This window comes from Paenibacillus senegalimassiliensis, from assembly GCF_001486585.1.
Classification (GTDB): Bacteria; Bacillota; Bacilli; order Paenibacillales; family Paenibacillaceae; genus Fontibacillus; species Fontibacillus senegalimassiliensis.
The window spans coordinates 655,310-667,102 of the sequence record NZ_LN909045.1 but is presented as its reverse complement, the minus strand read 5'-3'; the positions used below and the strand labels follow the sequence as shown (position 1 = coordinate 667,102).

General features: G+C 46.2%; 10 protein-coding genes and 1 pseudogene. 2 read left to right on the top strand and 9 right to left on the bottom strand.

The genetic code is table 11. The features are described 5' to 3' along the window. Positions 1-56: 56 nt before the first annotated feature. The 9 genes and pseudogenes from BN3279_RS12985 to BN3279_RS12945 form a co-directional block, all read right to left on the bottom strand. Complete coding sequence (locus tag BN3279_RS12985; protein WP_059051444.1) at positions 57-1,766, bottom strand: DUF6382 domain-containing protein; 1,710 nt, start codon at positions 1,764-1,766, stop codon at positions 57-59. A gap of 18 nt (positions 1,767-1,784) precedes the next feature. Next, positions 1,785-2,291, bottom strand: coding sequence for an A24 family peptidase (locus tag BN3279_RS12980; protein WP_059051826.1), 507 nt, complete (start codon positions 2,289-2,291; stop codon positions 1,785-1,787). Beyond that, positions 2,291-3,328: a TadE/TadG family type IV pilus assembly protein gene (locus tag BN3279_RS12975; protein ID WP_232436840.1), complete on the bottom strand. Its 1,038-nt coding sequence runs from the start codon at positions 3,326-3,328 to the stop codon at positions 2,291-2,293. The genes BN3279_RS12980 and BN3279_RS12975 overlap by 1 nt, the downstream gene beginning before the upstream one ends. Continuing rightward, positions 3,297-5,519 carry a TadE/TadG family type IV pilus assembly protein gene (locus BN3279_RS12970; protein WP_059051440.1) on the bottom strand — a complete coding sequence of 741 codons (2,223 nt, stop codon included), beginning with the start codon at positions 5,517-5,519 and terminating at the stop codon, positions 3,297-3,299. Before BN3279_RS12970 ends, BN3279_RS12975 begins: the two co-directional genes overlap by 32 nt. 28 nt (positions 5,520-5,547) lie before the next feature. Then, positions 5,548-6,207, bottom strand: coding sequence for a TadE/TadG family type IV pilus assembly protein (locus tag BN3279_RS12965; RefSeq protein ID WP_059051438.1), 660 nt, complete (start codon positions 6,205-6,207; stop codon positions 5,548-5,550). Between the two features lie 2 nt (positions 6,208-6,209). Beyond that, a complete protein-coding gene (locus tag BN3279_RS12960; RefSeq protein WP_059051436.1) occupies positions 6,210-6,407 on the bottom strand; it encodes a Flp1 family type IVb pilin in 198 nt (65 codons plus the stop codon). Positions 6,408-6,439: 32 nt separating this feature from the next. Next, the gene (locus tag BN3279_RS12955; protein ID WP_059051434.1) at positions 6,440-7,315 is read right to left on the bottom strand and encodes a type II secretion system F family protein; all 876 of its coding nucleotides are present in this window, start codon (positions 7,313-7,315) and stop codon (positions 6,440-6,442) included. Positions 7,316-7,330: 15 nt separating this feature from the next. Then, entirely contained in the window at positions 7,331-8,119 is a 789-nt protein-coding gene (locus BN3279_RS12950) for a type II secretion system F family protein (RefSeq protein WP_059051825.1), read from the bottom strand. Positions 8,120-8,161: 42 nt separating this feature from the next. Further along, positions 8,162-8,512 (bottom strand): annotated as a pseudogene (locus BN3279_RS12945) (CpaF family protein); the annotation flags it as partial. Between the two features lie 237 nt (positions 8,513-8,749). Between BN3279_RS12945 and BN3279_RS12940 the strand changes: the two are divergent. Beyond that, positions 8,750-10,099, top strand: a complete 1,350-nt coding sequence (locus BN3279_RS12940; protein ID WP_059051430.1) for a M48 family metalloprotease — start codon at positions 8,750-8,752, stop codon at positions 10,097-10,099. Between the two features lie 76 nt (positions 10,100-10,175). Then, positions 10,176-11,720 carry a cysteine desulfurase family protein gene (locus BN3279_RS12935; RefSeq protein ID WP_059051427.1) on the top strand — a complete coding sequence of 515 codons (1,545 nt, stop codon included), beginning with the start codon at positions 10,176-10,178 and terminating at the stop codon, positions 11,718-11,720. The last annotated feature ends 73 nt before the right edge of the window (positions 11,721-11,793 follow it).

Genomic DNA, 11,793 nt, shown 5'->3' with positions numbered 1-11,793 from the left:
AAAAAAGGCAAAGAGCTAAGCGAACCTACCGCGCTTAGCTCTACTCGAATCATGCATCACTGCACAGAGTTCATAACAAGCTTAAAATTCACTTCTGCCAGGGAAAAAACATCCCCTTCTGCCAAAGGATAAGCCTTATAGGGAGCGATCAACTCTCCCTTAAGTCTTGTTCCGTTGGTAGAACCCAGGTCCTTCAAGGTGCAGCCTTGGGAGGACACCATTACTTCCACATGGGCTCTGGATACTCCTGTACTGTCCTCCACAAATTGAACCAGTTCCTCGGAGCGACCAATGACCAAGCTGCCCGGAGATAGAGAGATTTGTTCCGGCGTTGTTCCCATCCCTTGCCCATCCGACCGCTCCAGATAAAAGCGGGGGGTGCTTGGTAAAGCTTCACCATTATGCTCCGACAACATGGAGCGGCTTAACAACATCGTAGGCGGTGACAACGGGGCATCTATAGCATTACTTTCACTATTATTCCAAACTGATGATTGCGATGTGGAGGATGCCGACAGCCTGGACACACTGGGTACACTAGGTACACTGGGTAAATTAATCTGCAGTGCCGATCCTCGCAGACCTCCTCTCTGATTGACCACTCCCTCAGAAGCTTCCTCTGAGGCAGCATAATTCGAAGAAAGCACAGAATAATCTGAATTAACCGAGGGGGGAATCTGGGAGTCCCTATGTTCTTCCTCCGCTTCGGGCACGTCGAAGGTAATACCCTTACGCCAAATCCAGTAAACCATTGCAATCAGCAGTACCGTAATCAACACACATGTATAAAGCCCAATCTGCCCCGGCTGGTCTATATAAAGAAGCTTCCAGCATAAAGCAGCGGCCAGGATGGCACCTAGCAGCAAATATGTCGGCTTAAGCCGTAGCTTCGGTTGCTCATCCTCGCTGACACCTGGCCAATCCAGACGGGGAGCAACCGCTTCATCGCCATCATATGGACGCAGATGCTCCCCTATGCCCGCCTCTTCTGGTGTGACATATTCCTTAATCAAGGTAGAACCGACAGCAGCGCTTGCCTGATTTGGAGAACTGAAAATGGAAGCTCTCTCCCGCTTTCCCGGCAACTGCCCGCCTTCCTCTGAATCGAAGGAGATTCCTCCCTCCCCAGTTAGTCCGCCCAGCCGATGAGGGGCCCCTGCTTCCCCTAGCCTAGGTTGATCAAATTGGTCCCCAGCTAATAGCTCTAGCAACAGCTTCTTTAATCCCCCCAAGGAAAAAGACTCATCTCCACAAAGCTTCACCAGTTGGGGTATCCCTTGTCCCTCCACTTGAGCAACACAGGTTAACAACCTCGTTATAAGACCAAGCAGGGCTTGAGAAAGCGGAGCACCGTCTGTTCTGTGCTTCCAGGGTATATAAGTAAAATGCAGCGTCCCCCAAGAAAGCGGGTTCTCCACGAAAATATGCTGCTCATCGAGTATAAAATTACCGGGGTTGAGCATGTATTTTCTGCCTTCTTCCAGCACCGCTACCACCTGAAGTAACAATCCGTAGAATTCCATCAACCCCATCTGATCAGTGCGCAAGCAGTGGGACAGCATCCTTTTGCCCGTAATGTCAAAATGGAGGCTAATCTCGAAATCGATCTCACGCACATCAAGCTTTAATAGACGGGGTACTGACACGGCTGCCAGCATGGACCGTTCCACACGGTTCAGCAGGTCCGGATGAAAGCTCTCGTCCTGTGCCTGCAAAATCATATAGGTGCCGCCGTCTCTAATAAAATCGGCGTGTAATTGCGGCATGTATGCAGCCCTCCTCTGCTAAAAATAGTACACGGACAGAATAGCTCCCGGTAATACAGCCAGCATGAACGGGAACTGCAATTGATTTCTTGCTGTTGCTTGAATGGGAGCCACGCTACGCAACACCGCTGCTCCGAACACACTCTGGAATATGCGACGCAGCCGCATCCAAGTCTCTTGCCGCCATAGTAGAATAATTAATCCGATGCATCCGGCAATGACAATGGAATACATCATCATGGACAAGGTCAAAGTAATGCCCATCCAGGCTCCGATTGCTCCAAACAGCTTGACGTCTCCCCCGCCTACAGCCCTCAGCAAATACAATAACAACATCAGAGCAAAGCCAATACCAGCCCCTTTGACTGCAAACCACCCCCCAGCCCAGCCATTCAGCAATGTATGAAACATTATTCCTCCGGCGATCCCCGGAATCGTTAACCAGTTCGGAATTTTCATCGTTCTTAAATCTGTGATAAAGGCCGTAATTAACATGAGAAAACAACCCCAGTATTCCAGTGGCATCATCCATCCTCACTTCCTTTCTTGTCAGCCCCACTTACAACCTCAAATGACATTGTCTGACGCAGCCCTTCGCCCGTTTCAATAACAAACGTCCAGGTTCCCGGAGTCGTATTGCCACCGACAAGCCAGTTCCAATCCACATATCCGTCCTCATCCGCTTGAGCCTCGCCAAGATATTTGGCCCGGCTTACTCCACTCTTGTAATAGACTGTCAGCTTGGCAGACGTCCCGGGGGCAATACGGGCTTGAATTGCTGCCCGTCTCCCTGCATAAGCCGGGTCAGGCTTGCTGATGACCACAGGGGTCTGTCCACTCTGCTCGTCCCCGGTGTCTCCCCCTGTGCTGAGTTCGTCTGTATCCCCAATCCATAGACGTTCCTCCGCTCTGGCTTGCAGCAAGACCCGCCGTCCTGTGAATGGCACGCGGATAGGCATCTCATAGCTTAATTCAATTCCGAAATAGGGTTGCTTTCCCGTTTTCAGATTAGGTACTGTAATGCCGCTGACATGCAGATGCTCCTGCTGCAGAAGTGTTCCCTTCATAAAGGGCTGTAACACTGGCTTAACTAGCGGGTCCAGTACCGCCTCCAATACGCTACCCTTAGCCTCCTCAAGTGGCCCGTCACCACGACGCGCTGCCTCTATAACCCACTGTCCCAACGGAGATGGCAGTGCATCGGCATACTGCTCAGCCCAATCCTCCAATGAAAGGGAGGGCATGTCCCAGACAAAAGAAGAATTGGCTTCATCTGCTGCCTGTTCTCCCTGACCTTCACCAGATTCATAAATGGCGATAGCAACAGGATAAATATGCGCGGATACTTGCTTCACAGCATTAGAAGCAACGATATGCAACTGATTGGTAAGCAAGGCCATATGTATCATATAGATGAACCAAAACAAGATCAGGACAAAGATAGGCATTACCAAGGCGGATTCCAACACGATGCTGCCTCGGCTTCTTCCTGACCTGGCCCCGGACAGCCGTGGCTTAAGCTGGCCCTGTCTAATAGGAGTAATCCGCCCGTTTACTGACATAATAGCGACTTCCCTCCACATTTCCTTTCAGGAGCCCCGTCTCGCCCATCGCCTTGAGAACGCCAGGCAAGAACCATAACGGCATCGCGAGAGTGACCTCCCCCTTCAAATAAGTGGCTCGCTGCGCCATGTTAATTCCTGTATTCATCGTAATTACGGCCTGCATACGTGAAAGTCGGCTTTCGCTACGACCATGCAGCAACAGAAACAGGCGCAAATGATCCCGGTAAGTCAACTTCACCTGCAAATACTCGCTAAGTTCAACCTTCCCCTCGCGGGTTAAGGAAATCATATCCTGTACCGTATGCTGAATGCCGTAGAGCAACGCCAAGGCCAGAATAAGCAAGGGGTGACCTTTACCCTGATTCTTCACGAGCCCTTCCATCGTCCTTATCGCCAAGCGCATGGCAAATATTTCGCCATAAGCGGCCGCAATATTCCCCGTTGGATTATGGAAGCCGTATAGAATATATTCCGCTTCTTGGTTAGTTGGAGCCAACTTAAGGCGCAATTCCTCCCATTGGTCTTCCGCTCCCTTGCCTTCAACAAGCCCGTTAAGCGTGCTAATATCCAGATAATTAAAAAAGCTTACGATATACTCCATTTGAAAGAGATGATCGCTTACCCCACCCGCAAAGCCCGCCAACCCTCCGAATAAACTATCCATTCCCGACATAGCGCTTCGGCCTGCATCATACGGATCATCCTCTATGTCTGTCCCCTCTACGGCTTCAGCTTGGGAACGATTCAGTTCACGGATCGCTTCGCTATCGGTAGCCAATTGATCATAGACCGCTTGATACTCCTTCAATTGCTCCTTGAGGTCGGATATTTGTGACATCATACCCGAGGCCTCCTTAAGTTCGGTTTCGGCGGCTTGCTCCACTGCTTTGCGCTCTTTATCATGGGACCGATGTGTTTCAAGCCTACGAGCATTCTCCAGCAATAAATTACTTGATCCTCCATCAACAAATAACCGCAGATAAGCATCACATTCCCGACTGGCACCAGCAATCCCTGATTGGAAATCACCGCCTGAAGCCGTTCCCCCAAGAACAGCCCCCTGCCGACCAAGTAACACGCCAATCACCGTTGTAAGTCCGACAAAAGTCCGATCCTGCTGCTCTATATCACCGGCAAAATCATCGAACAGTTCCTCGGGCAACAACAGCGATTCAGCTTGCGCTCGAATCTGAGCAATCTCATCACCATGTTCAGGCAAATTTCCAGCACCCGTACTAGGCGCATCCGTTACAGCATTATATCCTGCTTGGGCCGGCCGCTGCTCCGCTTCCTGAATCGTTCTTCGCATGTCTTCATTGATAGCTCGCACTTCAAGCAGCAACTCCCTGGCCTCCGGCAATAGCTTGGCATGGCCCTCTTCCGCACGCTGGCCACTCTGCGAAAGACGCCTGAATACATCCCCGGTGTCCAGGCGATAGCGATACAACTCCAGCGTATATATTCGCTCCAAGGGCTCTCTGTCACTGTCTTCCTCCAGCTTGAGCACATAATCTTCATATTGCGCCGCTGCTTCGGCCAGAGAAGTAATATGTCCACCTAATGTGGTTTGACCATGGGAACCATTGCTTCCTCTCGGCAGCAAGTTGCTATAAGCCACGACTGTCTCCCCGGCTTCCCGCTGCTTCGCGAGCAGTTCATCCAGCTTGGCTTCGCGCCGGTCATAGAGCTTCTGCAACTTGCCAAGCAAATCGACCGTATTTGAAGCCTCCTTCATCATTTGAGCCAAAGGCTTGAAATGATTAAATATCTCTATGGTAATATCGATAGGTGCTCTGTATTTCATCTGCTCCCTGATTTGCCGTTCAAATACCTCGTAAATGCCAATCGGTCGAAGCATTTCCACGGTGGATTCCTCAAGCCTTGCCCCCAGTAGCGGTAAGCCATCCTGACGCCGGGTCAACGCTAACTGATCCTCCAGCACCTTAGACATAATGTAGCTTTCTTCAGTTTGTCCGTAAGCAAACAGTCCATATTGCTCAGCCAATTCACGATCATAAGCAGACATAACAGATCTGGAAGCGGCATGAGCGAGCGCCTCCGCCCTGGCCTGCGTAGCGAACATTCTGGAGAAATCTATAAAAATACTGACAAAGGCAAATACCACTGCAAGAATCATGATCAGAAATACAGTAACGGCACCACGCTCCGACCTTTCTGGTTGAAACACCCTGCCGCCTCCTCTCCCAGCCCCTCTTCTATTTGGCAAATAGCTTCAGGGCATCTCGTGCCTCTTGCTGATCCATGCCGCCCTTAGTCTTCGACTTCTTAAACTTTGCGCCATAGTAACGAGCCAGTTCAACAGTTCTAATCCATTCCACAGGCTCTACAACATACGCATCTGCCCTTCCGCTCTGCCGGGCATCTCCCATCCATCTCTCCAAAGGAGCCAATGGAATCAGCCGCTCCAAAGCAACCGTAACCTTGCGCAATAGAAGCCCATTATCGTAACGAAGTTCTCCCTGTATGCCTGCTGGCAGCTTTCCACCAGTTCGACTAAGCTTGGTCATCGGCAGCCCTTGTGTCTCAACGCCCGAGGTCATTGGTAAAGCTACCCTGGCTGCACCTCCATCCTCGTTCCAACCAAAGATACTGCGCAGCATACCGTCGTCAGTCAGCCTCCAGTACAAAGAATCATACCTGCCTTCGGCATAAGCACCAGTCAAATCATCTCGTTCACTGTTGTCCCAGACATAAGCCACCCGCTCGGAAGCCGCCGCAGCGGCCTGTCCGAGCAAAGTATGCTGATACATATACAAGCAAAAGAACAGCAACACCAGCACTGCCAAAAATATAAAGGGCAGCACTAGCGACGCCTCCAGCGTGAAGCTTCCCCGTGAATCACGCCGCAGTCTCATACCTATGCCTTCTCATCCATGAAGCTCTCCGTCTTGGACTTGGCTTTGCCCAGCAAGCTCGTAATGATTGCCTTCAATTGATCGCGAAAAATAGCAGCAAGAATAACGATAACGGCAATAATTAAAATCATCTCCAGCATGCCCAAGCCGTCCTCATTCCGCCAAAAGCTTTGAATTCCTTTCCGTATTCCCGTTAACATGGTCAAATCCCCCAATTCACAAAATGGTAAAGCTATAAATCCATCATCATAAATGCCGGAGCACCTACCAGAATAAGCAGCACAATGAACAGTAGCGCCATCGGAAACACCAGCTTGGCCGATGCTTGTTCTCCTAAAGTTTTGCTGACTGCTTTGCGCTTCTCCCACAAAGAATGCGATAAATCACGCAGGGCGAGCGCAAAATCCTGCCCGCCCCGGCGGTAATTAAGCAGCACAGTCGTCGTAAAAGCAGCTACCTCCTGAATACCACAGCGTTTGCTGAAGCCTTCCATAGACTGCTGAAAGGAGTCGCCCCCCTCCCATTCACGTTGCATTTGCAAGAGCTCCCGGTACAAGGGATGCTCCACGTCCTGCCTTCGCTCCAAGCAGAGCTTGATCGCCTGCTGCACGGTACTGCCAGCTCCCACCAGCAACATAATTTTGTTCAATAACTCAGGCAGTTCCATCATGAGCTCCTGCTCCCGGCGCTGAACCTTACGATACAAATCGTTAATTAGAGCCATAGGAATGACTATTGTTAAAATCCCGCCTATGAAGAGGCCTGCCGGGTCACCGCCCCCAAGCAGGGACAGCAAGCAGCCTGTAGCCAGCGTAAGCCAGGCATAGTTAAGCGTCTCGGCAAAGAACAGCAGTGTCAATTCCCCACCTCTTCGATCTCCGCTTAGCTTCTGCACCGCCCTCTGTACTCGAAAGAACAATCTGGGGAGCCGCCGATGCACGCGAATTCTCTCGAGCAGATATAACATGGACGGCGCTAATCGTTGCAGCCTCAGTCCTTCCATAGCGAGCTTGGCATAACCCCCATACTTAGGGCGTCCCGCCCTGTAGGCCAGCAACCAGCCGCCAGCCAAAGCCAGCAGCAAGCCTGCTGATAGCGCATGAATCATGCCGCCAGGCCTCCCTTATATTCGGATATCGATGATTTTGAGCATTAGCCAGGAACAACCAGCGAACAACAACAAAGCAGCTCCCGAGATGACCAGCCCCAAGCCGCTGTGAAGTGGGGCCATATAGTCGGGTGAGGTAAGTTGCATAAATAATAGGAATAATACAGGAGCGACGAGCATCGCCTTGGCTTCGAAACGCTTCTGGGCAATCATCACGCTAATCTCCTGGCTGATCTCAAGCTTCTCACTAATAATGCTTGACGTTCGCCGAACAATCTCCACCAAATCACCCCCTGAGCGCTTGCAAATCGTGAATACGTCGGCAAAATTGCCGATATCCTCCATCGCAGCCCTCCGGCTAAAGTCCATAAGGGCCTCCTCAATGGGTTGTCCATATTCCAGACGAGTACCTATAATACTGAACTCACGAATGACATCACTGTCCCCGTCAGGGTATAGCAGCCGCAAATCTTCAATCGCTTCACGAAACCCGTTCTCTACTGACCGGCCTGCAGCCAGAGAAGAAGAGAGCGAATATAATGCTTGCTTAAAATGCAAGCTCAGGCTTTCCCGTCTGCGGCGAAGTAAGTAGACGCTCCAGTAACGCGGAATACCTGCCCCTCCCATGGCTAGGAGCAAAGCCAGAAGGAAGTTATGGAAGAAAATCAACCCTAAGCCAAATAGAACGATACCTCCAATCAGCATACAAGCCGCCTTCTGACGCAACGTCAAGTTCATCACCTGGTAATCAGTTAGCTTGGCGTGAGCATATTCCAAGTCGCCGGCCTTCCCTCCTTGCTGCATGTCCATCCGCAATTTCATCTACAGCCTCCTTTCCCTATTAGCTCAAGCTGTTGCCAACCCGGCCATCCGCAGCTTGTCCGTGTGAGTCATTCCCTTGCGATCTGCTTCCAGCCGCCCCAGGATACGACCTTCTTGCTCTCCCTGCTCGCAAAACGTGAACAACGGCTCTAATATCACCTCCCCCTCTCGTAATTCAATGACTTCAGAAATTTCTGTTACCCGGCGCGAACGGTCTCTTAACCGCGACAAGTGAACAAAGATATCAATGGAGGAGGAAATCTGCTTGCGAACAACAGGAAGTGGCAAATCCGCTCCACTGAGCACCATCGTTTCCAGCCGACTAATCATATCGTTCGTGCTGTTTCCGTGCCCCGTTGATAGAGAACCATCATGGGGTTTGTGGTATTAAAAGAGCTTCAACGATTGGTTGAAGCTCTTTTAGATAAACATCTCTTTTCATAAAAAAAACAAGGCTATTATCAGACTGATTATGTTGCAATGTTAAACTTCCCGCTTGAGATCCTGTATTATTTGGAATATTTTAATTAAATTTTATATTTAATGGAATAAAAAGCATTTAAATCAATCATAATACTAATGTTAAAAGAATGAGAAAAGGTGGAAAACAATATGGCATTAAGGGAATGCGAAGCTCCACATTGCAGTAGTTCGGATCCAGAAATAAATGAAATATGTAGACAAGAGGGTTGGCCTATTGGTCATCCTGTTCTCACCAGAGATAGCAAAGGTCCATGTACTTGTCAATGTTCATGTTTTGCATTAAATACACCTATAATGATTTCAGATGGGATAACAAAAGCCGTTCAAAATATTAAAGTGGGCGACTATATCCAAGTTGCTGGATTGGATTTAGTGTGGAGGCAAAAAGAAGTAGGCTTTAGCGCAGGCTCAAAGGGTAATCGAACAACATTACAGCCTTCGATTGTATTTATCAGCTATGGTGAAAATCAACACTTAGTTGTTACACCAGATTCTTTGTTCCTAACATCTGATAAAAAGCTTAAAAGAGCTGATAAACTAAATGTGGAGGATTTTTTAATTGGTGAACATAGTGATAAAATACCCATTAATGGTGTTGGTATTGGTAATTATCGCGGAGGATTCCACCATATAGCCACTGATGTAGATGAACCATCAGAAAACCTGGACGGGCATCTAATAATGGCTAATGGAGTTGTGTGTGGGGACTATACTTTACAAATTAAATATCATGGCAATACATTCAAAAAAGATTTTGAAAATATGCTTACTGTCGGAACAAAAGAGTACAATGAAAAATATGGAAAATTAAAAAGAGAGTTAATTGATAATGAGGCTTTTATCCCTTCCTTTGAAGTGCACAAGGTACTCCCACCTCCAGATGCCCGGACGTTCATATCCAATTATGAGGCAAAAAGACATTTAGAGTCGGGGACTTTCAGATCTTATACAGACCACTTGTCCCAAACATGGATAGAGTATCTCTTTCAACAATTCAAATTGCATTATCCCAACGTTAATTATTCTTTAGATTGGGATAATGATGAAGTAAATGCAGTTGCTTGGAAAGACAATGAGAAGAGGTATGTTCAAGTATTTGGTGGTTTAGTAAGATCGACCACATTAGAACTTGAGGGTCTGTCTCTTGTCATAGCCCATGAATTAGGCCATCATTACGGGGGCGAACCAACTTATGATGGGGAACTATCCTGCGAGGGACAGGCTGATTTTTATGGAGCAAGAAATATTATGAGAAAAGTATGGTTTGGAGAGTTTTATATACAGGTTATGGAAAAGGCTATACAGCAATTAAAGGATTTCTTTGAAGTACCTCTTAGAAATTCTTTCAAAGAAGCTGCTTTCATACCAGAGGAAGAACATCCTTCTATAAGTAAGTGCAGCCACCCACCTGGTATTTGCAGAATTGAAACATATAACGCTGCTGTTGACTTAAAATCTAAGCCGCATTGTGCTGGTTAATGTTTATATGGTCGTGCGCCTATTCAAACGTACGACCGTTACGACTAAAACTTATTGATAGTAAAGGAGATTTCTGATGTTATCTAATAACAATGTGTCCTTAGAAGGCTGTATTACAAAATTCAAAAAAATCATGAAGATTAATACAGAGATAAGTCATGATGTGTTCCTTTCTTGTGTATTAGATTACACATATTTCTATAACATGACCGTTTGTAAGAATACTCCATTACTGTTTGAAAAATTAACAAATCAACCTCCTCTAAAACTAAAAACCTACCTTGTCAAATATCCCATTAGTCAGAAGGATTTACTTGACAAAGCCCATGAACTAATCAGTGATTTGGAAAGAAATAAACTCCACCAACAACAAAAGGATAGATTCTATAAGAAATTTGGAATATTCCTGAATTCTAATGAAGGTCCCGAAAAATCTAAATGTAATGTTTGCCTGGATATTGACCCTCTTGACTTTAGAAGAGTGTATCTTGACTATAATGCCACGACAAATATTAGACCTGAAGTTAAAAAAATTCTACAGTATTACATTAATAATAAGATTGGTTTTGAAAATCCAAGTAGTAATACTGCAGAAGGTAAGTACCAAAAAGACCTTATTTTTAAAGCTAGACAGCAAATTTCATCAGACTTATCTGTAAAACCTGAAAATATAACATTCACAGGTTCTGGGTCAGAATCAAATAACCTTGCTATAAAAGGTGTTGCATTTAAAAGACTAAAGGAAAAAGGACATATAATTACAAGTAAAATAGAACACGCTTCAGTGTTAGAAACAATGAAGTTTTTGTCAAACATAGGATTTGAAATAACTTACCTTGATGTTGATAAGAAAGGATTAGTAAGTCCTAAGCTGGTTAAAAACAATATTAAAAAGAACACATTTTTAGTCTCAATCATGGCTGTAAACAATGAAATAGGATCAATAAACCCTATACATGAAATTGGAGCTATTTGTACTAGTAATAAAATAATCTTTATGGTTGATGCAATTCAGGCTTTTGGAAAAATTAAGATCAATCCTGAGAAATCGGGGATATCTTTACTTTCATTCTCTGGGCATAAAATATATGGCCCAAAAGGAATAGGCGGGCTTTACATTAGAGAGGGACTAGAATTATCACCACAAATTCATGGTGGTGGACAAGAATATGGGGTTCGTTCAGGGACTGAAAACGTAATGTCAATACTTGCTCTAGCAAAAGCTTCAGAATTAGCACATAACGAAATGGGTCCGGAAAATAATAGAATAAAGAATTTGAGAGATTATTTTTTAAAAAGAATAATTGAAATTGAACCCAATATAGTGGTAAATGGATCAATAAATCAAAGAATATCAAATAATTTAAACATTGGGTTTCCTCATGTTGACAGCGGAGCTTTGTTAAAGAATCTAAACAAACTTGGCATAAATGTATCCCTAGGCTCTGCTTGTAGTTCAGGAAAAATTGGAGAATCCCATGTATTATTAGCAATTGGCGCTGACACTAAAAATTATGGATCTATACGATTTAGTTTTGGGCTAAATACAACTAAAGTAGAAATAGATTATGTAATTCGACAACTATATCAAATAATTCCACATCTAAAAGAAAAAAAGTAAAGGGACTTACCTTTGCGCTACGTATTGAGTTTCTTAATAATTGTTCATTGACGCATTATGACTATTGTTATTA

Excerpts from the sequence above, each read along its gene's own strand:
- BN3279_RS12985 (WP_059051444.1), bottom strand. The coding sequence starts at position 1,766 with ATGCCGCAATTACACGCCGATTTTATTAGAGACGGCGGCACCTATATG.
- BN3279_RS12980 (WP_059051826.1), bottom strand. The coding sequence starts at position 2,291 with ATGCCACTGGAATACTGGGGTTGTTTTCTCATGTTAATTACGGCCTTT.
- BN3279_RS12975 (WP_232436840.1), bottom strand. The coding sequence starts at position 3,328 with ATGTCAGTAAACGGGCGGATTACTCCTATTAGACAGGGCCAGCTTAAG.
- BN3279_RS12965 (WP_059051438.1), bottom strand. The coding sequence starts at position 6,207 with ATGAGACTGCGGCGTGATTCACGGGGAAGCTTCACGCTGGAGGCGTCG.
- BN3279_RS12960 (WP_059051436.1), bottom strand. The coding sequence starts at position 6,407 with ATGTTAACGGGAATACGGAAAGGAATTCAAAGCTTTTGGCGGAATGAG.
- BN3279_RS12955 (WP_059051434.1), bottom strand. The coding sequence starts at position 7,315 with ATGATTCATGCGCTATCAGCAGGCTTGCTGCTGGCTTTGGCTGGCGGC.
- BN3279_RS12950 (WP_059051825.1), bottom strand. The coding sequence starts at position 8,119 with ATGCAGCAAGGAGGGAAGGCCGGCGACTTGGAATATGCTCACGCCAAG.
- BN3279_RS12940 (WP_059051430.1), top strand. The coding sequence starts at position 8,750 with ATGGCATTAAGGGAATGCGAAGCTCCACATTGCAGTAGTTCGGATCCA.
- BN3279_RS12935 (WP_059051427.1), top strand. The coding sequence starts at position 10,176 with ATGTTATCTAATAACAATGTGTCCTTAGAAGGCTGTATTACAAAATTC.